We start from the raw sequence: 24,545 nt of genomic DNA, 5'->3' as shown, positions 1-24,545 counted from the left end.
CGGGCGCGCCCTAGTTCTTCAGCGGTTCCGGCTGCTCGGCCTGACACGCCAGAACGGCCTCAATGGCTTTTGCAGATCCGCTGAGATCGAGTTCAACCTCGGCCCCGCTTTCGCCAATGATCGTAACGCTTTGGCGCTTTCCAAACTCGGTTACAAACGCCGGGTTGTCGAAAAAGGCGTAGCCACCGGGAACTCCATTCTTGTAGACACCCACGGCTTCTCCTTCGAATTTCGCATCACCAAAGTCGAACCTTACGATGCCCGTCGCACCGTCTTCGATTTGAACCCAGGCCGGATTAAAGGCAGCAAAGAAGCCGCCAGCCTGATTGGGCGCTGCACCAATTTCAACGGTCATGTCGTTTTCAAAGGGCTTCCACGCGAGACAGCCGTTGCCCTTTTCGGGATCAATCAGGATTGTCCAGTCCCCGGAATCACCCCACCGCTCCATACCAGCGGCATGAAGTAAGCTTGCACAAAACAAAGCCAATGTTGCCAGCACATACCTGTACATTTTTAACCCCAGATTAGTTTTGAAGGTTTACCCATCCTACCGATCAAGGAAGATCAATCAAACGATACAGAAGAAGCTTAATCAGGTCGCAAGTTTTTGGTGCGCAACAGTGAAGTCTGCTTCCTGCTCATAGCCGTATACGCTGCTATTGGAAGGAATGCCCGGTTTGAACAGTCTGCTGCACTTTGCAAAGTCCGCTTTCTGCGCATTGCTGTCATTGGAGCTTCGCGCAGCATCAGTCAATTTTGGGCTCGATGCTAAAGTTCGCCTGAATATCCTGAAAGGCCGCTATGCGGACAAAGCGGTCTGTGGTTCTCCAATCAAATCGGCCGACCTTGGGTTTACAGTACACGGTTGTGGAGAGTGAGAAGGATTAGTTGTCTTCACTTCCGGAAGTATAGTGTCTCAATTGGCACCCTTATTGCATGCTGAGCAGGACGTTATGGCTCACGAGCGTCCAGATACCCTCCGGTTAAGCCCTTTTGAGTGTCAGATGGTATCGTCCCAAAATTAGGTTGTTGGTTGTTCGGGTGCGTCACCTAGAGCCAGCAGCAAAAGAATAGCCAAAAGGGGTGATCCAACCAGACCGATCAGGAACCAGATCAAACCGGATCGGTTGCGCCGCCCTGCCATCGTGATCGGCAGGACATAAAGCCAGATCACGACAACCAGCAAGATGAGCATAAAAATCAACTGGATAACTGGTGCGTCCATGAAATTTTGCCTTTCGTATCTTGACGCCATTTTTAAAACGGCTGATCCGGTTAGATAGACAATGGCCCGAAAGCGTTTTCGGGTATTAATTTAGCCCAACATGGGACCCGGGCGTCCCAACCCTCTCCCTTTGGGTTCCTTGGCTATCAGACAGTGCCGTCCAAATGTTTGGTGCTTTCTGGGTCACAAGGTAGCAAGGTCGGCAAAACGGATAAAGTGGGTGTTCAAGGAACCTTTTAAAGCGCCTTTTCAATGAACTTTGAAAAAAGCTCACCCTGCGAGTTGATCCTAAGTTTCGCGTAAATGTTGCGTCTGTGGATGCGGACTGTGCCTGGAGAGATGCCGAGAATTGTGCCAACAGCTTCTGCCGAATGGCCCTTCAATGTGAACTCAACGACTTCTCGTTCTCGTGGCGTCAGAACGCCATCGCCAAATGCCTGGAATGCTAGATCAACGCGACGACTAACGCCATTCGCTGCGGCGCCTCGGGCCATCGTTGGAAAGTCACTCCAATGTTTGCAACAGGCTGCCCGAACGAGCGGCCATAGAGCGTGCAAATGACGAATTTCCTTGGCGGAAAAAGGCTTCTCTGCTCGCATGAGCGAGACCACAACCATCCCAGCGCCTGGGATATCGATAAAGTAGCCAATCTCCTCTGCTAACCCAGTCCTTTTGTAATAGCTGCGATAGTATTCGCCCTGATAGAACCTGTCCGGTGCGATATCGCGCATGCGGTACAGACCCGGTGTTATTGGCTTTGTCGCGGCCAAAAAAAATGGATCAAGTACGTAGGGCCCGGCTTGGTAGTCCTCAACAAAAATACGCCGTTTGCTTTTGGGGAAATCGTCGTGAAGGTCTATTGGTGCTTCGGTTCCGACATGGCCAAACACCACCGTAAAATCAAATGGTGCGACCTGCCGTATGCCATCTGCCAAAGCACATGGAAATTCTGGGGTTCCGATCTTCTCCACGACCCTGCCGGCCTCTTCCATCCAATCGTACACGCGCCGCTCCAGATTTTCGAAAAGCACCTCTATACCCCAATTGTGGTATATACAGTTATTCCGAGTTATTGTTACTTTTTCATTGTTTGAGTGGTATGCCAACAAATGCCAAAAAATCAAGCAAAAGGAAAACGGCAGTATATGAGCTTTGACATGAGCGTCACCATGCAGACGATTGCGGAACTCCGAGGAGTGACCAAGACCTTCGGGAATGTGGTCGCCGCCAAAGACCTGAATCTTTCCATTGGGAAAGGAGAGTTCCTGTCGTTCTTAGGCCCATCTGGTTGTGGCAAAACCACTGCGCTTAGAATGTTGGCAGGTTTCGAGAAGCCAACCGAAGGTCAGGTGTTGCTCGATGGAGAAGTCGTCAACGACTTGGATGCGCACCATCGCCCAGTCAACATGGTGTTTCAGCACTATGCTCTTTTTCCTCACCTAAGCGTGTTCGACAACATCGCGTACGGCCTGCGCCAACAACGACCACGCGTAGACAAACAAACAATCGCGACAAAGGTTGAGCAAGCGCTGGAAACTGTCCGTCTTGGTGGGTTTGGCCCACGTCGCATCTGGGAGATGTCTGGTGGGCAGCAGCAACGCGTCGCTTTGGCGCGTGCGATCGTAAACGAGCCCAAGCTTTTGCTGCTTGATGAACCAATGGCTGCTCTGGATCGAAAGCTTCGAAAAGAAATGCAGTTTGAACTGCAGAACCTGCAACGACAACTGGGAATAACTTTTGTCCTCGTCACGCACGACCAAGAAGAAGCGCTTTCAATGTCCGACCGAATTTGTGTGATGGAAGGCGGCAGTATTGTGCAGGTTGGCAGCCCACGCGAACTCTATGACATGCCCCGCAGCCGCTACGTGGCTGGATTTGTAGGCACCTCAAATTTCTTTGATGCAACTGTGACTGTCTCAGCAGCCGACCAAATCACTGTGCGTTTAGCGAGTGGCCAAAAGGTGCACGGAACTCCGGAGATTCCAATAGAAGCAGGGCAGGAAGTGTGCGTTAGTATCCGTCCTGAACAGATCACGCTGACCCGCGCGCTACCCACAGCTGAAATCGCTCTGCCAGTTACCATTCAAAATCGGATCTTCCTTGGGGAGCACACAGAATACCTTGCGCGCAACGAAGCACTGGGTGATTTCCACGTACTTGTGCCAAGGCAAGCGGAATTGAACGAGGGGACGTTCAATGCAGGAGAGCAGGCCTTTGTTTCATGGGGCGAAGGCGCACTGCTGATCCTGGAAAAATAACAAATCCCGCAATCCAACAACAGAGAGGTTCACAATGACCAAGGATAATGGGACTATTTCCAAGCAAAAGTTCATGGAAGAGCTTCGCCGGTACCAAAAGGGTTCGGTTACACGGCGACATTTCTTAGGCGTGACAGGTCTTGGGATGGCAACGGCCGTTCTGGGCACGGCCATTCCTGGGTTGCGTCCACGCCCGGCATTTGCTGCCGGGGACATTGGCGACCGAGTGATCCTCGCCACATGGCCGAACTACCATGACGAGATGAACTTCGAAGCCTTCACGGAAGCCACTGGCGCCCATGTTCAGGTCAATGTTTTTGGCTCGAACGAAGAGATGTTGGCAAAACTACAGGCTGGAGGGTCTGGCTGGGACGTTTTCGTTCCAACCAACTACACGATCACTACGTATGTGGGTGAAGATCTGATCATCCCGCTCGATACGTCCAAACTGCCAAACTACGACGCAGGTTCATTCGAACAGCGCTTTTCCGATGCCGGTTCTGTCGATGGCCAGCTTTACGCGGTGCCAAAAAACTGGGGCACGACTGGCTTTGCAGTGAACACCAGCAAGCTTGACGGCGCTCCGACTCCAACCACATGGAAAGAGTTCTGGGACCTTACTATGGAAGGTTACTCAGGCCGGACAATGGTGCATGATTACCAACTCACCACCATCGGTAATGCCCTGAAATACTTCGGCTACTCCTTCAACTCGGTCGATGAGAAGGAACTGGCGGATGCCGAGAAATTGTTGCTGGATGCCAAACCGCATCTGTTTGCAATCTCGTCGGATTATCAGCCACCGATGCGTAACGGTGACGCCTGGATGACGATGTGCTGGACAGGTGACGGCAAGCAGATGAATGTCGACATGCCTGAAATCGCCTACGTTCTGGGAACTGAGGGCGGTGAACTCTGGTCCGACTACTACGCTATTCCTAAGGGCGCACCCCATATGGATGCCGCTTATGCCTTGATCGACTTCCTGCTGAACCCGGAAGTTAATGCGAAAGAAGTCCTCGCTCACGGCTATCCATCGGCTGATGCTCGCACCAATGCGTTGCTGCCGAAGGAACTACTGGAAGATCCGATCCTTTATCCGGCAGCTGACCTTCTGAATGCACTCGAGTTCGGCGCGGCGGCTACACTAACCGATCCAAACCGTGCCGAGTTGCTCGCCCGCTTCAAGTCGGCCTAAGCGGCAAGGCCGCCAATATCGGAAAAGACGAGGACAAAATGACCGAACGAGGCAGAAAAGCACTGTTGCTGGCTCCAGCAGGAATATGGCTTTTGGTAATGCTAGCCCTTCCTCTGCTGGTCGTCTTCGTCTTTTCCTTTGGCGAACGGGGTGCCGCCGGAGGCTACGTTCCAGCGTTCACGTTGGAACAATATGCCAACCTTCCTGCGCGATGGACGGCGTTTAAGAACACTTTGATCCTTGCACCTCTGGGGACTATCGCTGCGTTGGTAATTGCCTACCCGCTCGCCTACTTTCTTGCAGTGCGTTGTTCACCAAAGTGGAGAACTTCGCTGTTGATCCTAGTGATCGTGCCGTTCTGGACATCGATCCTGATCCGGTCATACGCTTGGATTTTCATCCTTGGGGGGCGTGGCTTGCCCGCTTTACTGGAGTCGATCGGCATCGATGATATCCGCCTGATAAATACGCCGTTCGCTGTGCTTGTCGGGATTGTCTATGGGTATCTACCTCTGATGGTTTTCCCGATTTTTGTAAGCTTAGACAAACTGGATAAACGCCTTCTGGAAGCATCGGCTGATCTCGGCTCTACCCCATGGCGTACGTTCCGTCAGGTGACACTTCCTTTGTCGGTACCTGGTATCGCAACTGGCTGCATGCTGGTCTTCATCTTGCTGATGGGCGAGTTTCTGATCCCAGCGATCTTGGGCGGCGGAAAGGTCTTTTTCGTCGGAAATGCGCTGGTGGACCTGTTCCTGCAGTCTCGGAACTGGGCGTACGGATCGGCGGTCGCAATGACTCTGGTTGTCGTAATGCTTGTCACTGTCTCAATTTACATGAAATTCATCTCGCGCCTGGGTGGCCAGCGCGAAGATGTCTCGCTGATGTGAGGGTCCGATGCGCTTATACGCGATTTGCGTCTACCTTTTTCTCTATATTCCAATCGGCATCATCGCGCTTTTCAGCTTTAATGCCGGACGACACGCAAGCCAGTTCATGGGGTTCTCGACCCAATGGTATGGTAGAGCGCTGAACAACCCATTTGTAATGGACGCGCTCGAGACCAGTCTGCTTGCGGCATTCATAACTGCTTGCCTCGCATCCACTCTCGGAACCATGGCGGCCATCGCTTTACAAGGGGTTAAGGGATGGCTCCGAACTTTGTTTGATGCGATGATTTATATTGCGATAATGATACCCGGTATCGTCATCGGCATCGCGACACTCATTGCCCTGGTCACCGTATTCGGCTGGCTAAACCCGCTTCTTGCAAGCCTATGGCCCGATGGAGCAAATCCCCCGCAACTTTCCATGGGGATGCCCACGCTTGTCGCCGCCCACACCATGTTCACAATGGCGCTGGTCATAATCATCGTACGTGCAAGGCTATCGGGTATGGACCGCGCGCTCATGGAAGCTTCGGCTGACCTCTTTGCGACGCCCTGGGGCACCTTTCGACAGGTGACCCTGCCGTTGATAGCACCGGCAATTTTGGCAGGCTTCCTGCTCAGCTTCACTTTCTCATTTGATGATTTCATCATCGCGTTTTTCGTAGCTGGCTCAGAAACAACCCTGCCAATCTACATATTCTCATCCATCCGGCGCGGCGTAACACCCGAGATCAATGCCATCGGCACTATGGTTATGGGCGCGTCGCTCTTGTTGCTCGTAGCAGCGCAGCTGCTTTTGCGCCGAGGCGCCTCAAAATCGAATAATTAAATAAAGGAGCCAAGTGACATGCGGCTTGCAGGTAAGGTCGCGCTCGTGACGGGCGCGGGATCAGGAATTGGTCGGGCGGGTTCAATGGCAATGGCACAAGAGGGTGCGCATGTTGTGGTAACCGATCGCGATGCAACACTTGCTGAAGCCACTTTGGCCGCGATCGTTGCGCAGGGAAATCAAGCATCTGCCATACAGCTTAATGTGACCGATGACGATGCCCTTACCAGAACCATAGACGAAGCAGTTAAAAACTTCGGTCGGCTTGACGTGTTGCACTCTCACGCTGGGTTGCAGATCGAAGGAACGCTGGAAGAAGTGGAACCAGATGGAATGGATGCTTCTTGGGCATTGAATGTCCGCGCTCACTTCATTGCCGCGCGTGCAGCCGTCCCCCATATGAAATCACAAGGTGGAGGCAGCGTGATCGTCACGGCCTCCAATTCTGGGGTTCAATATGACCGGGGTATGATCGCCTATGCGACTACAAAGCACGCTGCTGTTGCGATGGTCCGGCAGATGGCAGCCGACTACGCTGTCCATGCAATCCGTTTCAATGCCCTATGTCCAGGATTTGTAGACACCCCTTTCAATGCAGGCTTCGAAAAGCAGATGGGAGGCCGTGCCAAACTGGAAAGCTACATCGAGCAGGCGATCCCCATGAGTCGATGGGCGACAGTTGAAGAGATTGGCCATGGGATCGTCTATTTAGCTTCAGATGAATCCGCTTTTATGACGGGGCAAGCCCTGGTTATCGATGGCGGTGAATGCATTTAGTGGTGGGTTAGACCGCTCAAGAGAATGTCTATCGCCGCAATTCATTTTGGCGAGCACATTTCAGTCCGCTTTGGGCTCGCTGCCGTCGTTAGTTGCGGTTTGCCCAAATGACCGTTTCGCGGACAAAGCGGATAGTCAAATGAAGTGCAGGAATTTCTGCTGTCGACCAGTTGCTGACATCTGGCATTTACCGTCGATGCAGAGATGCGGCCCCCCAAGGCGACATTCGCTGCGGCCGCAACATAAACGCAGTTCATTTGACAAATTCAGACGCGTTTTGACAAAATCAGACATGTCCAGTCCAATCATAACCCAGCATGAAATAATCGCTCTCGTGACACCACATTTCAATGCGTCGGCGACAACGTCGTTCATTGATCCGTTTCGCGTGGCTAACTACTTGTCAGGGAGAAATAAGTTTTCGTGGACCCTTGTCTCAGAAAACGGCGGCGGGATCGAGGCCAGCAATGGGATGCTGATTGAAACCGCCCCCGTTAAAGACGTCAATGAAAGCAACCCTTGGCTCGTTCTTGTTAGTTCGAGCTGGACGCCCGAGCGCTACACGTCGCACGAGCTTCGCAATTTGTTTCAAAAGTGGTGGCGGTCGGGCGCGATCATCGGTGGATTGGACACAGGCGCGATCATACTTGCAAACGCAGGTATGCTGAAGGGAAAGACAGCGACGGTTCATTACGAACATATCGATGCATTCATCGAAATCGCCCCGGATACGGACGTGTCTGAGAATATGTTCGTGCAAGATGACCGCATATTCACGTGTTGCGGGGGCACGGCGTCTACTGATGCGGGGCTGCGGTTAGTGCATGCGGTGGCCGGCGAGAGCATTGCGAATGCGACGGCGCGGTATCTGTTTCATCACGAGGTTCGAGGCGAAGGGCGTTCGCAGAACCCCAAAGTCGTCGAGCCAATGGGCTATGTCACGTCTGGCGTTGTGCGAGCGGCAATCGACTTAATGGAAGCCCACCTCGAAACGACGCTGTCGATACCTGAGATCGCGGAAAGACTGGGTGTCTCACAACGTCAGCTCAGCCGATTGTTCGATCAGTACGTGTACAAATCACCTGTCGCCTATTATCGCGACATTCGCTTGGACCGGGCCCGCGGACTGGTTACCCAAACCGAATTGAAATTCAGTGAGATCGCGGCCGCATCCGGGTTCAACAGTCAGGTTCATTTCAGCCGCGCCTATAATCAACGGTTCGGTTTAACACCAAGCGCAGATCGGATCGAAGGTCGCGTCCCTTTCGAGTTCCGCGCCTGGCCGATGTACAAGCCGGATCTCAAGAGCGATGCGGACGCGTCGCGATCTGCATCGCCGTAAGCATTTTGTCCCGCTTCGCGGATAGCTCCGCCGTGGTTTTGCCCTCGGATGCTTTAACCATGCCGTCGACCAACAGTTTTACGGTATAGTCGTCTAGTCGTGGATCGCCCAGATCGTCCCACCATCCGTTAAACGTGTCTTTGAAATGGTCGCAAAAACCCTGTAACCCGCCCTCACCGGCGCCAAGGTGAAACAGGGTTGTCGGCCCCATGGCAGCCCATCGCAGTCCCGGCCCGGCCCACATGGCTTTGTCGATGTCTTCGACGCTCGCCACGCCTTTGACAACCATGTGTACCGCCTCGCGCCAGATGGCCGCTTGCAGACGGTTGGCAACATGTCCTGGCATCCCCTTGTTGATGCGGATGGTCACCTTGCCGATGTCGACGTAGAAGGCTTCAGTCCGGTCTAACACTCCCGCCCCTGTTTCTGAGTTAGCCGTAAGTTCGACTAAGGGGATCAGGTGCGGTGGATTGAATGGGTGACCAAGGATTAAAGGGCTTGGGTCTTTCCAACCTTTTTGTAACGCCTCCAACGTCAGACCGGAGGTCGAGCTTGAGACAATCACTCCGGGTTGCAGCACGGGCTCTATCTCTCGGTAGGTTGCGTGTTTGAGCGTCAGCCGTTCTGGCACGTTTTCCTGCACGAACTGGGCAGTTTGCACCGCTTCACCCGCGCGCGCAACAAAGCGCAATGCGTCAGGCGTGGCGCGCGCGGTTAGCCCTAATTCGTCCAAGGCGGGCCACGCCCTTTCAATGTACTTTCGCACGTTGGTTTCCGCGTTCGGATCAGGATCGAACACCGTCACGCAGCGCCCCGCTGCAAGAAAAAGCGCAGTCCAACTCGCGCCAATGACGCCAGCACCTAAGATGGCTGTATGTACAATCTCGTCCATCAGAAAAGCCCCGGGTAAAGCGGTGACGCAGCGGTCATACCGCCGTCAATTACAAAGAGCTGACCTGTCGCGAATGCAGCTTCGTTCGAGGCCAACCAAACCGCCATGGCGGCAATATCGTCAGGCTTACCGAACCGGCGAACAGCGTGACGGGCCAGTGCGTCCTGCTTCGCTTTTGCAGGGTCGTCAGCAAGATCAAACCCTGCATCGAGCATTCCGGTTTCGATCCAGCCAGGACAAATTGCGTTGCAACGAATGTCTGGTCCGTGATCCACGGCGATGGAACGCGTCAGCCCGTGCACGAACGCTTTTGACGCATTGTAAAGCGCCATGGACGGGTCCGCGACGTTGCCAGAAATCGAGCCGATGTTAATAATCGATCCGCCTTTGGGCATAAGCGGGACAAACGCGCGGCAGCAGTTAAAAACGCCACGTGCATTTACGCCCATCACCAGTTCCCAGTCGGCATCCGTGGTATCAACCACAGTTTTCTCGACCTGCACACCCGCATTGTTGACCAGAATGTCCGTCGCCTCGGCGATGATGTTCACTGCCGCAGGATCTGACACGTTGAGCTCATGCCAAACGACATCTTCAGGCAGTCCGCCAGGTCGAGGCCCACGTCCGCAAGTCGTAACGGTCGCGCCCTCGCTCAAAAACGCGTCTACGATACCGCGGCCGATGCCTTGCCTGCCGCCCGTCACAAAAGCGCACTTGCCCGCCAACCGCATTAGTGTGCCACCATCACGTGCCGGATCGCGGTATAGGCATCCAAGGCGTAAACTGACATGTCGCTGCCTGTACCCGAGCCTTTCATCGCGGCCCACGGCATTTCGGGCGTGGCAACGCCGTGGGTGTTCACCCATGTGAAGCCATAGCGCAGCTTAGAAGTCATATTCATGGCGCGTCCCACATCGCGGGTCCAAACCGAGGATGCCAAACCATAGCTGGCTGAATTTGCGATCTTCAATGCCTCTTCCGCATCCGAGAACCGGGAAACGGTGACAACAGGACCAAAGATTTCATTACAGGCAACCTCCGCGTCGTTGTCTACATTGGCGATGACTGTGGGCTTGTAGAAGAATCCGTCGCCGTCGCCTGTGGCGCCGCCTGAGACGATCTCCGCAGCGTTGCGCGCGCGGTTAACAAAACCAGCGACACGGTCGCGTTGAGAAGCGGACACAAGCGGCCCCATTTCCGTGCCTTTGGCCTTAGGCGCACCGATCTGGATCTGGTCAACCTGATCCTGAATTGCAGCTACGATCTGGTCATAAACACCATCAGCCACCATGATGCGGCAGGGTTGCGCGCAGTCCTGACCGGCGTTGAAATAGCTGCCATATCGAATCGTCTCGGCTACGGCATCAAGATCTGCGTCTTCGAATACTATGACCGGGGCCTTCCCTCCCAGTTCAAGATGCACGTGACGGATTTGCTGAGAAGCCGCGCGCATGGCCGCCATGCCGGTAGCTGGTGACCCCGTGATCGTTATCGCCTCCATCTCTGGGCTGTTGATCAACGCGTCACCAACGGACGGGCCGCGTCCGTGGATCACGTTCAGCACGCCCTTGGGAAGGACATCCTGTAATAGCTCCGCCAGACGCAGCGTAGACAGCGGCGTCAGTTCAGAGGGTTTTAGTACTAAAGGACAGCCTGTCGCAACCGGCGCGGCCAGCTTCCATGACGCCATCATCAACGGATAATTCCAGGGCGCAATTGCAGCCACAGGCCCGACTGGATCACGGCGGATCATGGATGTGTGGCCTGCAACGTACTCGCCGGTCGCAGACCCCGTCATGGTGCGAGCAGCGCCTGCGAAGAAACGAAAGACGTCGATGGTCAGCGGCATCTCGTCATCGTGCGCAGATGGCCACGGTTTGCCGACATCCAAGCTTTCCAGCTCGGCCAGTTCTTGGCTATGCGCTTCGATCACATCAGCGATCTGCAGCAGCAACGCCGCGCGCTCTGCCGGAGGGGTTCTCGCGAATGCGTCAAACGCTTCTGCAGAGCTGCGGGTCGCCGCCTTAATCTGCTCCGGGCTTGCCTCGCGTACCGCCTCGAGCACCTCGCCTGTCGCTGGGTTCAGGACATCGAGTGCCTCGCCTGTGCCTTCGACCAGCTCGCCGTTTATCAGCATTTTCGTTTGCATAGGTCCCTCCCTAGAACCCAACCTGATCGCCGCCCTTTAGCGCCAGACGCGCGCGCGCCTCTTCTGGAGTAGCAACTGTCAGACCCAGATTTTCGATGATGCTGCGGATGCGAATGACCTGCTGCGCATTTGACGTCGCAAGCTCGCCTTTGCCGATAAAGAGGCTGTCCTCCAGCCCGACGCGCAGGTTTCCGCCGCGCATCGCGCTTAGGGTGGCAAAGGGCATCTGATGCCGCCCTGCCGCCAGCACTGACCATTCGTAATTCTCGGGCCCAAACAGTTTGTTAGCGGTGTTGTGCATATGAACCAGATGATCGGGATCCGCAGCAACTCCGCCCAAGATGCCAAAGACCATCTGTATAAAGAATGGCGGCTTGATAATGCCCTGATCTACGAACCATTTGACGTTGTATAGGTGGCCCAGGTCATAGCATTCGAACTCGAATTTGGTGCCGTGATCGCCGCCGAGCTTTTCGATCGCATAGCGGATCGTTTTGAACGTGTTGGGAAAGATGAAATCTTCGGTCATCTCAAGAAACGGGCGTTCCCAGTCGAATTGAAATTCGGTGTACTTTTGCAGCATCGGGAAGATGCCAAAATTCATCGACCCCATATTCAAGCTAGCCATCTCCGGGCTGGCAGACGTTGCCGCCAAAAGCCGGTCATCCATCGACATCCCCAGCCCGCCACCCGTCGAGACGTTTATCACAGCGTCAGTAGACTGCTTTATGACCGGCAAAAACTGAGCAAACAGTTCGGGACGAGAATCAGGTTTGCCAGTCTCTGGATGGCGCGCGTGCAGGTGGATGATCGATGCACCGGCTTGGGCGGCTTCAATGCTGGCGGTGGCAATCTCAGCAGGGGTAACCGGCAGGTGCGGCGACATGGAAGGGGTATGGATACCGCCCCTGGGTGCGCAGGTGATGATAACGGACTTTGGCATCAGAGTTTCATCTGCTGAACTTGCGCCGACAGCCCGCCATCGAGCACCCAAAGCTGACCGGAGGCATAGCGCGCTTCATCTGAGGCCAGCCAATTAACCAGATTGGCAATGTCCGTGGGTGTGCCATAGGTGCGCATCGGATGCACGTCTCGCACGGCCTTTTGCAGTGTTTCAATATTGCCGCCACCCCCGCCAGAACCATCACCGTTGAAAAAACTCTGTAGCATCGGTGTATCGATGTAGCCTGGGCAGATCGCATTGACGCGGATGCCTTCGGGACCATGATCGCAAGCCATGGCGCGAGTCAGCGCATGCACCGCGCCCTTCGTGGCGCAATAGGCAGCAAGGCCGGGATCGGCGATGAACCCGTCATACGAACCGAAATTGATCAGGCTGGCGCTGCTGCCCGACTTCGCAGCTTCACGCATCAGCGGCAGTGCGTATTTTGAAGTCAGGAATGTCCCCGTCGAGTTCACAGCAAAGCTCTGATTCCATTCCTCAAGCGTGGTTTCCTCCACGGTCTTTTCGATTTCGATCCCTGCGGCGTTCACCAGAATATCCAGTTTTCCCTGTCCACGTCGCACTGCTTGCATTGCGGCGATAGCATCGGCTTCTTGCGTTACATCAAGTTTCAAATAGATGCTGCCATCGTCGTCATGGGCATTGAGCGATCCATGGGGTGTGAGATCGGCAGCGTAGACCGTCGCACCTTCCTTTATGAACCGCGCCACAATCGCGCGTCCTATGCCGCCGCGTGCGCCAGTCACCAGCGCGATTTTTCCGTCAAGCTTCATCAATTCTGGTCCTTCAAAGGGGGATAGCGGTAGCGATTTGCGGCTGCGGTCCAATCCATATGGTTTCGCACGTATTGCTGGCTGGCGTCGCTCGGCGGGTTGTAGTCCCAACTTTCGCTTGCACCTGCTTCCATCGCAGCGTGCAGGGCCCGACGAGATTTTTGCGTTGCGATGATCTGTTTGCGCAGTGCTTTGCCATCCCAACGCGCGGCAACCTCCGCCGCAAAGTTTGACGCCGCATCGGCATATTCCGCATCTGCCGCGACATTGCGCATTTCCAAGGGATCTACGCTGAGATCATAAAGCTGAGCTGGATCACTGTCACAATGAATGTATTTCAACACCCCGCGCCGGATCATTATCACGGGATAGCCCGTCATCTCTGCGCAGTATTCACCAATTGCTTCGTCAACCGGGTCGTCTCCGCCACGCATCAAGGGGACCAAACTGCGCCCGTCTATCGGTTCACCGAGCATTGACAGGTTGCCGCCGGCAAGTTCGATAAACGTTGGCAAAAGATCCACGAGCGAAACAGCATTACGCGCTGTCCCGACAGCAACGCCCGGCCCGGCCATGACCATGGGCACCCGGGCTGAATGTTCAAAGAAGTTCATCTTGTACCAGAGGCCACGCTCGCCCAGCATATCGCCGTGATCAGCAGTGACTATGACAATAGTGTTGTCCAGTTCTCCAATTTCCTCGAGGGTCTGAACAAGCTCACCTATCTTGCTGTCAAAATAGCTGACATTGGCGAGATATGCCCGGCGGGCACGGCACACTTCCTCTTCCGTCAAGGGCACATACGAGGCTTCGATCCCGTCCAGCAAACGCCGAGAAAACGGATCTTGATCCTCAAGCTTTGGCACAAACGCCGGCATGTCGATGTTATCATCGGAGTAAAGGTTCCACCATTCGGGACGCGCCACATACGGATCGTGCGGATGGATGAAACTCGCCACCATAGCAAAAGGCGCATCCAGCCCGAGCGCCTTGTCCCTTGCGGCATTGATCAGCCAGCGTTTGGCGGCAAAAGCGACCTCGTCATCAAAATCGATCTGGAATGTCGCATGCGCCAGACCGCTTTCTTTAACGGTCTGCATGTTGTGATACCACTTATCGATCCGCTCGTCAGGAGCTTCCCAATCCGGGGTCCAGGCAAAGTCCGCGGGGTAGATATCGGTGGTCACGCGATCCTCAAACCCGTGCATCTGATCGGGACCGACAAAGTGCATCTTGCCGGACAGGCACGTGCGATAGCTGAGCGATTTCAGATAGTGTGCAAAAGTGGGCACTGACGCTTTGAATTCAGACGCGTTGTCATATGCCGCAATCCGGCTGATGTTCTGCCCTGACATAAAGGCAAAGCGCGACGGGGCGCAGAGCGGCGAGTTGCAATAAGCTGCATCAAAGCGCATCCCGCGCGCAGCCAACGCGTCCAAATGCGGAGTCTTGGCGATCTTATGTCCGTATGCCCCGGTGAAATGCGGCGCCAGTTGGTCCGCCATGATCACCAGAATATTCGGCCGCGTCACGCGGCACCTTTTTCGTAGGCGTCCAGAACAAGCCCGTGGAAATGGTGAACCGCGTGTTCCGATTTGCCCGAGCCATCGGGATCATGAACAATCCGCCCTTGCGTGAACGCCGGCGTATTCATCCCGCGCTGTACACTTTCCACGAGGTTGATGTCTTCGACCTGAAGCACTTCGTCCAAGTATCGGATCGCATCTAACTCCATCTCGTCAGGCTCAGGCGTTTCAAGGAAAAAGTCGTAGGTTTCCAGTGTCCGATCCGGGTCCACGGGAATGATGTTCAACACAATCATGCTGGAGCGTCCGGGATAACGCATCAGGCACGTTGTCGGGTAAAGCCACCAAACGGCATGAGTCTTAACTGTCGCATTGGAAACGTCATAGGCGCTATTCGCGTTTTGACCCGCGTCCGCCATATGGCTGGAATAAATACCGTGGGTCGTCACCTTATAGGTGTCCATATCCACCAGATCGCAGAAGTCCTTGTGCGCGGTCGGGCAGTGATAGCACTCAAGGAAATTGTCGACGACGTTTTTCCAGTTCGACTTGATATCATAGGTCAGCCGATGGCCGAATGTCAGCTGATCCACATCAGGTGCCCAATGGCGCACCTCCGTTTCAAGGTTCCCGGATTGTTCAGCGAGGGGTCGCGCATTCGGATCGAGGTTAACGAAAACAAAGCCGCAGAATTCTTCGACCTGCACTTCATCAAGGCAAATTTCACCCGGGTTGAAATCAACAAGGCTCTCAGTATGCGGCGCGCGCGCCAACTGCCCGTCCAGCTTGTAGACCCAAGCATGATAGGGACACATGATCCGCGTCGTGTTGCCTTCTCCTGACAGAAGCTCATGCGCGCGGTGCTTGCAGACATTATAAAAGGCCCGCAGAATTCCTTCCTTGCCGCGTACAATCGCAATCGGATTGCCCGCGATTTCCACGGTGCAATAAGCGCCCGGCTCGCGGGTCTTCTCAACATGACAAACCCATTGCCAAGTCCGAGCGATTACCGATTTCAGATCCGCATCGAACCACGAGTGATCCGTATAGGCCTCTGCCTTCAGGGAGTAGGAACGGGCTGGATCGCTACTGTAACCGCCAGAGATTTCAGCATCGTCGTTCATAACGTCCTCCCTTGCTTTGCAGCAGTGTAGGCAATCCAGCTGAAACGGTTTAACTAAAACCGCCGCAAGTTTAACATTTTTAGGCTTCGCTCGCCTATATTGGTCCCTTCGACTTTTTGGTCATGTTCGCCAAGTCAAACGTCATTATGTTGGCTTGGAAGGATGCTTCAGGTTATGCCCAACTCGAAATGCGCACCCGCAGCGAACGTCTGCTCTCCGGCCATATCAACCGATGCTGCGTCCACAACTAGTGTCGCCTTTAAGCTTGGTGCGTACCTTCGCTGAAGTTCGTCCCAACTTCCGCTTTGCGAACAAACCAGCATAAATTACAAAAGGATATTTACACTTAGCAAAACTGTTTCATGCAATGCATCTCAAGGATTGGTAGGGGCGATAACATAAAGAGCCTTCAATGCTTCGCTGGGCTCGATCCCTGGCAAAGCAATGCGAAAAATCTCTTCCATTGTGCCTTGAGCGTACATCTCTGACAAAATGCGATCTATTAGCAATCGAAAATCATAGTCTCCTTTCGGTATCGCCAATCCTTGCTTTTCTATGGTTAGTATTTCTTGGGACAACTTGAATTTGCCCTTTAGTCCGGCAGCAATGTAGTTGACCAACAAAATCGACTGATCCGCAAAATACGCATCGATTTCGCCGTCTCTTAGCGCCTTGATACCGTCTGGGTGTGAACCGAACCGCACCATATTTGCTTCGATACCCTCCGCTTCAAAGGAATTGAGAACGGATGCTTCTGTTGTTGTGCTGCTTCTCATACCAACCTTCTTCCCCGCCAGCGCACTCATAGTGCCCTCGGCTTCAATTGGTAATAATATGGACGTGCCATCGACATATATTGGAAGCGAGAAATCAACGGCTTCGCGACGGGAAAGTGTTATGGTCGCAGCCCCACAGAGCATATCTATTTCTCCCGAGGCAACTTTGTCGAAACGATCCTTGGAGTCGACCGGAATGAACTGGACGTTCAATTCATTCAATTCCAGTTTCTTCGCGAGACGCTGTGCGACCTGATCGCAAATCAAGGGTGACAAGCCAAACGGCCGACCTTGGTCGTTGACGTAAGATAGTGGCGCAGCATCTATTCGAAAACCAAAGCGGATTTCGTTATTTTTTGTTATCCGTTCGATTGTCTGAGCAACCGCTCCGGTTGTGAATAGAACCATCACACTAAGTACAGAAAGCAAGCGCATGGGTTTTATTTCTTTAATCATTGTCCGTCCCACAGGAGTACAAGGCATCTCATGTCGAGAATAATACACATTGAGGCTCAAAAAAGTCAGGTTATTAACGACAAGAGTTTCTGGGCGAGGGAAGAAAACCGCATCTTGGCACCGTAAGTAGCTGACTCAGTTTAGACTAGGGCATAGATTATTGGGCTGGGCTTAAGTTCGATTGTCCAGCATGGAATACATCTATTGGATGTCGCGGTATCAAACTAACACTGAACTGACTTTTTTCATGACAAAAAGTTAAAACATTCCGCTTTGGGCTCAGTGCAGCCAACAGTCACCGTATGGCACTCTATGCGTTTTGTGTGACCTACCGAATTGGGTTCAGCTGATACCATCGCTGCCGCGTTTCTGAAGGTTAGGCCCGAGTAAATAGGGCTCAAAGCGGTTATTCGCTTCACTCGGCATGAGCGGTTGCTTTGCGGACAAAGCTGCCATTAGCAAATAAGCAGCAATGGCAGCGGTTCACGAAAGGGGGACATTTCAGCTCCACACGTAGGTCCGGACGACGGCCTGGACTTTAATCAATCACAGTTTGCCCTCCGCACGTTTACCTTTTAACGCAGTTACACTAACTCGAAACACGGCCTTCTGTGCCACCGATATGACAAACGGCAGCGTCGAGGCGACATCGTACTGATAAATTGTCTTGTCAGTTTGCCAAAGTGTACTCGGGTTTCTCTCCGCCACCACTAAACAAATTCGTATTTTTGACTTTGTTTGGTAAGCGCGTACAATTGCAACAGGTTTAGGCGCAAAATCCGCAAGTTAGGCCACCTTCACAGCGACGAAGTGAGGAACGCGGGCTGCACGGGAGGGGGATATGAAGAGAACTTTTGGTTGGCTATTTGCCTTCGTGTTGCTTACCGGCTGCTGGGAGAAGGAAGAAGATGCGACCCAAACACTTATTCGACCTGTCAGAGCCATCGAGATTTCCGACCTCTCCAGTTTGCATGACCGATATTTTGTCGGAACAGCCAGGGCCGCGCGCGAAGTCTCATTGGCCTTTCGCGTACCGGGCAATGTTGTTGGCGTCGATGTTCAGGTTGGCGACCTTGTAACGAAGGGTGCCATTATGGCAGCCTTGGATCCAGCCCCATACCAGGCGGAAGTAGACCGGCTTACAGCCGAACTAGCAAGCGCACAGGCAACGTTTGAGAACGCCAAGTTGCAAACAGATCGGCAACGATCGCTGGTCGAAAAGGACGTTGCTGCTCAAGCGACACTTGACCGATTTATCGCTGGCGAGACATCCGCTCAGGCGGCCATCAATTCTGTTCAAGGCGCTCTGGACAGAGCCACTCTGGATTTAACCTATACGAGTTTGGCGGCACCGTTCGATGGTCGTGTTGTCGGCAAATACATTGAAGATTTCGAAGAAGTCGCCGCTCAGACTCCGGTGCTGCGCATTTTGGATGCCGAACGCATCGAAGTGGTGATCGATATCCCCGAACGATACATCGCCCTGATCCCTCACATTGAAGACATCACCGTTACTTTTGATGCTCTGGGGGATGTGGTTCTACCGGCGGAAATCAGCGAGATTGGATCCGAGGCTTCGGCGACGACCCGAACCTTCCCTGTCACGTTGATTATGGATCAACCGGAAGACGCACTTGTTCTTCCGGGTATGGCAGGGCGCGTCCGTGGCCAGCCAAAGGAAGGGCACGAACCATTCGATGCGATCATGGTTCCTGCCAGCGCGGTTTTCGTGCCTGAAGGGGAAACAGATCCGCATGTCTGGGTATTCGATGCCAGCTCAGAAACCGTAACGGCAAGGAAGGTTTCGCTTGGCACGCCCCGGTCGCAAGGGGTGGCCGTTAGTGAAGGTCTGGAATTTGGTGATGTGGTCGTCACTGCCGGAGCGAACTCTTTGCGAGAAGGCCAAAAAGTTTCACGACTTTCCGAGGATACAGAGTAATGGGTCTCGCGGCGTTCTCCATCCGCAACGCCAAATTCGTTTGGTTCACGGTAGTCATGCTTACGTTGGGCGGCATTTCGGCTTTCTTTAGTCTGGGGCAGCTAGAAGACCCCGAGTTCACTATCAAAACTGCGGTTGTGACCACCCTCTATCCCGGCGCCAGCCCTGAAGAAGTTGAGCAAGAGATCACAGAACGGATCGAGCTGAAACTCCAGGAAATTAAGGAGATTGATTACATCTCGAGCGAAAGCAGGGCGGGTGTGTCGACGATTAAAGTCGAAATTCGCCCGAACTATTGGTCGGACCAGCTACCGCAAATCTGGGACACACTACGTCGGAAAGTCAGAGACGTGGAAACAGACCTGCCCCCGGGCGCAGGTCGTCCTGCCATCAACGATGATTTCGGTGATGTCTTCGGTCTACTGCTGGCTATGACGTCCGATGGGTTCTCTGCTCAGGAGCTTGATGGGTATGCCGAAGACTTCAAGCGAGAGCTCTCGCTGATCGACGGTGTCGGCCGCGTCGATCTTTGGGGCGAACGCGACAGGGTCATTTATCTGGAAACACGGGAAGAAGCCTTGGCCGCATTGGGAGTTTCGGCTCAGACAATTCTCAACACGTTACAGACCCAGAATGCGATCGTGGATGCAGGGCGGGTAAACGTCGGTGACTACCGCATGCGCATTGCGCCCAGCGGAACCTTCACAAGCCCAACTGACATCGCAGATTTAGTCGTCCGACCAAGTGGTCTGGATCAGGCTCAAAGCGGTCAACGTCGTGGGCCAGAGTTGCTAAGGCTGGGCGACATCGTTGAGGTTAAAGAAGGCTACATTGACCCACCGATAACTATGATGCGTTATAACGCCCTTCCATCTATTGGTTTGGCCATATCCTTCCAGTCTGGGGTCAACGTTGTCAGTGTTGGTGAGGCGGTAGATGCGAGAGTATCAGAACTGATCGCAAGCCTGCCGATGGGCATCGAGGTTGAACGGGTTCATTGGCAATCCGATGACGTAAACCTTGCGGTCAGCAGTTTTCTGGTGAGCCTTGCCCAAGCCGTCGCAATCGTCCTGGTCGTTTTAACTTTGGCGATGGGTGTTCGGATGGGGATCATCATCGGCAGCGGGCTGATTCTAACAATCCTTACCACCTTCATACCCTTGGCAGCACTTGGCATAGATCTTCAGCGCATGTCCTTGGGTGCATTGATCATTGCGCTCGGCATGATGGTAGATAACTCGATCGTGGTAGCGGACGGCGCCATGGTCCGGATGTCGCAAGGAATGGACCGTGCAAAGGCCGCGATTGAGGCCGCAACGCGTCCCGCTATGTCGTTGCTTGGGGCCACGTTTGTCGCGGTCATGGCTTTCTACCCGATCTTTGCATCTGTCGAGAGCGCAGGGGAGTACTGCCGAACACTCTTCTCAGTTGTTGGGATCGCGTTGCTGGTCAGTTGGTTGCTGTCGATGACGGCAACACCACTGCAATGCGTTGCCATGCTACCGGAGCCAAAGGGTGGAGCAAGCGAGACCTTTGACACCGGTTTCTATGCGATTTACCGCCGCTTTCTGGCTGCGGCGATCCGCGTGCGTTATCTGACGATCGGGGTGGCTTTGGGTGCTTTGGTCATTGCCGGGGTTGGCTTTGGGTCTATCACACAGCTGTTTTTCCCGACCTCGTCGATGACCAAATACATGATCGACTATTACGCGCCTGAAGGAACTCGGATTGAAGCAGTGTCAGAAGCGATCTCGCGGATCGAAGAAAAGGTTGAAATGGACGATCGTGTCACTGGCATCGCCAGCTTTATCGGAGCTGGCCCGCCGCGTTTCTACCTGCCGGTCGACCCCGAGGGAACCAACCCATCCTACGCGCAAGTCATTGTGAACGTCGAGGATTACCGCGACATTCCAGAGATGACCAAAGAGATATCGCTTTGGATATCAGCCAATATCCCCGAGGCGACCTCTTTCACACGCCAATTTGGTGTAGGACCTAGCAATACATGGGCGTTCGAGAACCGCATCGTCGGCCCGGCGGATGCTGATCCTGAGACATTGCGCAAAATTGGTGACAGAGCAGTTGCGATATTAGATCAGCATCAATGGACGAAAGTGGCGCGCACCGATTGGCGCAACCGTGTCCTGAAAACAGTCCCAGCCTATGACCAGGACCGAGCGCGATGGACCGGCATCACCTATGAAGATCTTGGTAACACGACAAAACGTGCATTTGACGGGCGTTCGGTCGGCCTTTACCGCGAAGGTGACGAGTTGCTGCCAATCATCGTTCGGCCCGGCGCAGAAGACGTGGCTGCCGTTGACAACTTTGAACTGTTGCAACTTCAGTCACCGTTTTCTGTTGAGCCTGTGCCATTGGCGCAGGTCGTACGCGGCGTGAATATCCAGCTCGAAGACCCGACGATCAATCGTCGCGACCGGCGCCGTGTTCTGACTGTGCAAGCCAATTCAATCGATAGCGTAACTCTGCCAAGCTATCGCGCCGCAGTTCTTGCCGAATTCGAAGCTTTGGAGGCTGACTTGCCGCCGGGCTACAGCATGGAATGGGGTGGAGAGTACGAGGACACAGTTTCTGCGCAAGCGTCTTTGATTCCGGGTATGATCCCCGCGTTTTCGATCATGGCATTGATTGTAGTTGGGCTGTTTAACTCATACCGCAGACCGCTTGTCATTTTCCTGACTGTACCTTTTGTGCTGATAGGTATTGTTCCGAGCCTGCTCCTCACAAACACACCGTTTGGGTTCGTTGCCTTGCTCGGGGGCATGAGCCTGGCGGGCATGATGATCAAAAACGCAATCGTTCTGATCGATCAGATCAACGATAACTTGGCCGAAGGTCAGCCGGGCTACGACGCCGTTTTGAATGCCGGAGCCTCAAGACTGCGCCCTGTCGTACTGGCCGCCGCCACTACAGTTTTGGGTGTGATACCGCTACTGCCAGACGTGTTTTGGGTGGGTCTTGCTGTAACGATCATGGGCGGTTTGACGGTGGGTACGATGCTCACGATGATCCTGGTACCGGTCTTGTTCGCCACGCTGAGCGGCATTCGACAGTCACCGAAAGCCGTTTGACGTCATCTATTAGCGGTCTTTGGATCGTTTTTTTTCGAGCATGTAGTTGTTGAGTGTAAACAACTCATTTGGGGGTAAAGATGGACAATACAGTACTCTACTTTCTGGTCGGCATCTTCGTGGTTGGCCTAGTCTCACTGGGATATTTTGCCAAAGGTAGCGGAGCACTGCTTGTGATCGTGATATTGGTTGGTGTGTTGTTAGCGATGATCGCATTTTTTGGGGGTTACTTTGGCGAGGCACCGAAGTGAGCTTGTAGTGGCATCATTGAAGACGCCTCGCGAGTTACAGGAAACGTCAGTTGATCCGAGAAGGAGGCTCATTGGATTTGACGCTTGGTGACTACTTTGTTCAGTGCCATCTATAGGCACCATTTTCTGCGAAAACAGAGATCAGGCGCGCTTTTCGCCGATTGTGGCCACGCCCAGAACCGACAGTACTTTGGCCTCGATCTGCTCGGCATTCATACCAGCTACCGCGTACATATCCGCCGGGCTGGCCTGATCGATAAAGATGTCAGGCAGCACCATCGAACGGTATTTCAGACCCGCATCAAACACGCCTTCATCCGCCAACAATTGCGCCACATGGCTGCCAAAGCCACCAATCGCCCCTTCTTCAATGGTGATCAGCGCCTCGTGATTGGCGGCCAGATCCAGAATCAGGTCGCGGTCCAGCGGTTTGGCAAAACGCGCATCGGCGATCGTCGGCGTGATACCCTTAGCGGTAAGCGCCTCGGCCGCTTTTTGAACTTCGGCCAGACGGGTGCCGAAGGACAGCAGCGCAACCCGCGCGCCGGTTTGGATGATGCGACCTTTGCCAATTTCCAGAACTTCCCCGCGCTCGGGAAGGTCGACGCCTACACCCTCACCCCGCGGATAGCGGAACGCGATGGGGCCTTCGTTATGCGCAGCGGCGGTGGCGACCATGTGCATCAGCTCGGCCTCATCGGCGGCGGCCATCACCACCATGCCCGGCAGGTTGGACAGATAAGCGATGTCGAACGAGCCCGCATGCGTCGCGCCATCGGCCCCCACAAGCCCCGCGCGGTCGATGGCGAACCGGACCGGCAGGCGTTGAATGGCCACGTCATGCACAACCTGATCATAACCGCGCTGCAGGAAAGTCGAATACATCGCGCAGAACGGCTTCATCCCGCCCGCAGCCAGCGCGGCGGCAAAGGTCACGCCGTGCTGTTCAGCAATCGCCACGTCGAAACAACGTGAGGGGTAGCGTTCTGCAAACAGGTTCAGCCCGGTGCCATCTGGCATCGCCGCAGTCACAGCCACGATCTTGTCGTCGCGCTCGGCCTCTTCCACCAGCGTCTTGCCAAAGACCGAGGTATAGGACGGCGCGTTTGATGGCGCTTTGTGCTGTTTGCCCGTCACTACGTCGAATTTCGCGGTTGCATGCCCCTTGTCGCGGGCTTGCTCGGCGGGGGCATAGCCCTTGCCCTTTTTGGTCAGCACGTGGATCAGGATCGGCCCGGTCGCCCGTGCCTTGACGGTACGCAACACCGGCAGCAACTGGTCGATGTCATGCCCGTCGATGGGACCGATGTACGAGAATCCCAGCTCCTCGAAAAACGTGCCGCCCATGGCCATTCCCTTAAGCATTTCTTTGGCGCGTTTCGCCCCCTCGCGGAAGGGTTCCGGCAGCAGGGACACCGCGCCTTTGGCGGCGGCTTTCAGATCGTGGAACGGGGCTTCGGTATAAATCCGCGACAAATAGCTGGACAGCGCACCAACCGGGGGCGCAATGCTCATCTCATTATCATTCAGGATTACGATCAGGCGTTTTTTCAGGTGGCCCGCATTGTTCATCGCCTCGAACGCCATGCCTGCGGACATCGACCCATCGCCGATCACAGCAATCGCATCGCCCAACCCTTCGGGCGTGATACCGCCCAAATCGCGCGCGACGGAAAACCCAAGCGCAGCACTGATCGAGGTACTGGAATGTGCAGCCCCGAACGGGTCATAGGGGCTTTCGCTGCGCTTTGTGAACCCGCTCAGCCCGTCTTTCATGCGCAGTGTGCGGATCCGGTCGCGCCGTTCGGTCAGGATTTTATGAGGATAGCACTGGTGCCCCACATCCCAGATGATCTTGTCGCGCGGGGTGTCAAAGACGGCGTGCAGCGCGGTGGTCAGCTCGACGACACCCAAACCAGCGCCCAAATGCCCGCCGGTGACGGAAACGGCCGAGACGGTCTCAGCCCGCAATTCATCGGCGATCTGCCGCAACTGCGAATCCGAAAACTGCTTGAGGTCCGCAGGGCGGCTCACAAGGTCCAGCAGGGGCGTATTCGGGCGGTCAGACATATGGCGCGTTCCTG

General features: G+C 54.5%; 21 protein-coding genes. 9 read left to right on the top strand and 12 right to left on the bottom strand.

Annotation, left to right across the window (positions count from 1 at the left end; genetic code table 11):
- Nucleotides 1–10: 10 nt before the first annotated feature.
- From ACR0C5_RS16330 to ACR0C5_RS16320, 3 genes are all read right to left on the bottom strand, one after another.
- Entirely contained in the window at nucleotides 11–511 is a 501-nt protein-coding gene (locus ACR0C5_RS16330) for a hypothetical protein (RefSeq protein ID WP_170785369.1), read from the bottom strand.
- 510 nt (nucleotides 512–1,021) lie between these two features.
- Nucleotides 1,022–1,225 (bottom strand): hypothetical protein, encoded by a 204-nt coding sequence (locus tag ACR0C5_RS16325; RefSeq protein WP_170790546.1) that lies wholly within the window; start codon nucleotides 1,223–1,225, stop codon nucleotides 1,022–1,024.
- Between the two features lie 236 nt (nucleotides 1,226–1,461).
- Nucleotides 1,462–2,229, bottom strand: coding sequence for a helix-turn-helix transcriptional regulator (locus ACR0C5_RS16320; RefSeq protein ID WP_331252683.1), 768 nt, complete (start codon nucleotides 2,227–2,229; stop codon nucleotides 1,462–1,464).
- A 153-nt stretch (nucleotides 2,230–2,382) separates the two neighbouring features.
- Between ACR0C5_RS16320 and ACR0C5_RS16315 the strand changes: the two genes are divergently transcribed.
- The 6 genes from ACR0C5_RS16315 to ACR0C5_RS16290 all read left to right on the top strand — a co-directional run bounded on the left by ACR0C5_RS16315 (nucleotide 2,383) and on the right by ACR0C5_RS16290 (nucleotide 8,519).
- Nucleotides 2,383–3,483 carry an ABC transporter ATP-binding protein gene (locus tag ACR0C5_RS16315; RefSeq protein WP_237218044.1) on the top strand — a complete coding sequence of 367 codons (1,101 nt, stop codon included), beginning with the start codon at nucleotides 2,383–2,385 and terminating at the stop codon, nucleotides 3,481–3,483.
- A 34-nt stretch (nucleotides 3,484–3,517) separates the two neighbouring features.
- Nucleotides 3,518–4,681 (top strand): ABC transporter substrate-binding protein, encoded by a 1,164-nt coding sequence (locus ACR0C5_RS16310; protein ID WP_093962198.1) that lies wholly within the window; start codon nucleotides 3,518–3,520, stop codon nucleotides 4,679–4,681.
- 38 nt (nucleotides 4,682–4,719) lie between these two features.
- On the top strand, nucleotides 4,720–5,571 hold the full coding sequence (locus ACR0C5_RS16305; RefSeq protein ID WP_093962199.1) for an ABC transporter permease: 852 nt from the start codon (nucleotides 4,720–4,722) through the stop codon (nucleotides 5,569–5,571).
- A gap of 7 nt (nucleotides 5,572–5,578) precedes the next feature.
- The gene (locus ACR0C5_RS16300; protein WP_170752976.1) at nucleotides 5,579–6,400 is read left to right on the top strand and encodes an ABC transporter permease; all 822 of its coding nucleotides are present in this window, start codon (nucleotides 5,579–5,581) and stop codon (nucleotides 6,398–6,400) included.
- A gap of 18 nt (nucleotides 6,401–6,418) precedes the next feature.
- On the top strand, nucleotides 6,419–7,177 hold the full coding sequence (locus tag ACR0C5_RS16295) for an SDR family NAD(P)-dependent oxidoreductase (protein ID WP_170790551.1): 759 nt from the start codon (nucleotides 6,419–6,421) through the stop codon (nucleotides 7,175–7,177).
- Between the two features lie 292 nt (nucleotides 7,178–7,469).
- A complete protein-coding gene (locus ACR0C5_RS16290; protein WP_170770724.1) occupies nucleotides 7,470–8,519 on the top strand; it encodes a GlxA family transcriptional regulator in 1,050 nt (349 codons plus the stop codon).
- Here the strand turns inward: ACR0C5_RS16290 and ACR0C5_RS16285 are convergent.
- From ACR0C5_RS16285 to ACR0C5_RS16250, 8 genes are all read right to left on the bottom strand, one after another.
- Nucleotides 8,479–9,411: a 3-hydroxyacyl-CoA dehydrogenase NAD-binding domain-containing protein gene (locus ACR0C5_RS16285; RefSeq protein ID WP_480877895.1), complete on the bottom strand. Its 933-nt coding sequence runs from the start codon at nucleotides 9,409–9,411 to the stop codon at nucleotides 8,479–8,481. The genes ACR0C5_RS16290 and ACR0C5_RS16285 overlap by 41 nt on opposite strands.
- The gene (locus ACR0C5_RS16280; protein WP_170770728.1) at nucleotides 9,411–10,142 is read right to left on the bottom strand and encodes an SDR family NAD(P)-dependent oxidoreductase; all 732 of its coding nucleotides are present in this window, start codon (nucleotides 10,140–10,142) and stop codon (nucleotides 9,411–9,413) included. Before ACR0C5_RS16280 ends, ACR0C5_RS16285 begins: the two co-directional genes overlap by 1 nt.
- Nucleotides 10,142–11,560, bottom strand: coding sequence for an aminobutyraldehyde dehydrogenase (locus ACR0C5_RS16275; RefSeq protein WP_170770730.1), 1,419 nt, complete (start codon nucleotides 11,558–11,560; stop codon nucleotides 10,142–10,144). Before ACR0C5_RS16275 ends, ACR0C5_RS16280 begins: the two co-directional genes overlap by 1 nt.
- Nucleotides 11,561–11,570: 10 nt before the next feature.
- The gene (gene kce, locus ACR0C5_RS16270; RefSeq protein ID WP_480877892.1) at nucleotides 11,571–12,503 is read right to left on the bottom strand and encodes a 3,5-dioxohexanoate:acetyl-CoA acetone transferase; all 933 of its coding nucleotides are present in this window, start codon (nucleotides 12,501–12,503) and stop codon (nucleotides 11,571–11,573) included.
- Nucleotides 12,503–13,297 carry an SDR family NAD(P)-dependent oxidoreductase gene (locus ACR0C5_RS16265; RefSeq protein ID WP_170770733.1) on the bottom strand — a complete coding sequence of 265 codons (795 nt, stop codon included), beginning with the start codon at nucleotides 13,295–13,297 and terminating at the stop codon, nucleotides 12,503–12,505. The genes kce and ACR0C5_RS16265 overlap by 1 nt, the downstream gene beginning before the upstream one ends.
- Nucleotides 13,297–14,829 carry a choline-sulfatase gene (gene betC / locus ACR0C5_RS16260; RefSeq protein ID WP_170770736.1) on the bottom strand — a complete coding sequence of 511 codons (1,533 nt, stop codon included), beginning with the start codon at nucleotides 14,827–14,829 and terminating at the stop codon, nucleotides 13,297–13,299. Before betC ends, ACR0C5_RS16265 begins: the two co-directional genes overlap by 1 nt.
- Nucleotides 14,826–15,947 carry an aromatic ring-hydroxylating oxygenase subunit alpha gene (locus ACR0C5_RS16255; protein WP_170770738.1) on the bottom strand — a complete coding sequence of 374 codons (1,122 nt, stop codon included), beginning with the start codon at nucleotides 15,945–15,947 and terminating at the stop codon, nucleotides 14,826–14,828. Before ACR0C5_RS16255 ends, betC begins: the two co-directional genes overlap by 4 nt.
- 374 nt (nucleotides 15,948–16,321) lie before the next feature.
- Nucleotides 16,322–17,179 (bottom strand): amino acid ABC transporter substrate-binding protein, encoded by an 858-nt coding sequence (locus tag ACR0C5_RS16250; protein ID WP_170770740.1) that lies wholly within the window; start codon nucleotides 17,177–17,179, stop codon nucleotides 16,322–16,324.
- Between the two features lie 841 nt (nucleotides 17,180–18,020).
- On the opposite strand from ACR0C5_RS16250, the gene ACR0C5_RS16245 reads away from it, so the two are divergent.
- The 3 genes from ACR0C5_RS16245 (at nucleotide 18,021) to ACR0C5_RS16235 (ending at nucleotide 22,461) form a co-directional block, all read left to right on the top strand.
- Complete coding sequence (locus tag ACR0C5_RS16245; protein WP_170770742.1) at nucleotides 18,021–19,118, top strand: efflux RND transporter periplasmic adaptor subunit; 1,098 nt, start codon at nucleotides 18,021–18,023, stop codon at nucleotides 19,116–19,118.
- Complete coding sequence (locus ACR0C5_RS16240) at nucleotides 19,118–22,210, top strand: efflux RND transporter permease subunit (protein WP_480877888.1); 3,093 nt, start codon at nucleotides 19,118–19,120, stop codon at nucleotides 22,208–22,210. Before ACR0C5_RS16245 ends, ACR0C5_RS16240 begins: the two co-directional genes overlap by 1 nt.
- 80 nt (nucleotides 22,211–22,290) lie before the next feature.
- Nucleotides 22,291–22,461 (top strand): hypothetical protein, encoded by a 171-nt coding sequence (locus ACR0C5_RS16235; RefSeq protein WP_170770746.1) that lies wholly within the window; start codon nucleotides 22,291–22,293, stop codon nucleotides 22,459–22,461.
- 141 nt (nucleotides 22,462–22,602) lie between these two features.
- Here ACR0C5_RS16235 and dxs read toward each other — a convergent pair whose 3' ends face one another.
- Complete coding sequence (gene dxs, locus ACR0C5_RS16230) at nucleotides 22,603–24,531, bottom strand: 1-deoxy-D-xylulose-5-phosphate synthase (protein ID WP_480877886.1); 1,929 nt, start codon at nucleotides 24,529–24,531, stop codon at nucleotides 22,603–22,605.
- Nucleotides 24,532–24,545 lie beyond the last annotated feature (14 nt).

The sequence above is a fragment of the Ruegeria sp. N8 genome (assembly GCF_056531325.1).
The sequence above is the reverse complement of the archived record's forward strand: the minus strand, read 5'-3'. Positions and strand labels throughout refer to the sequence as shown.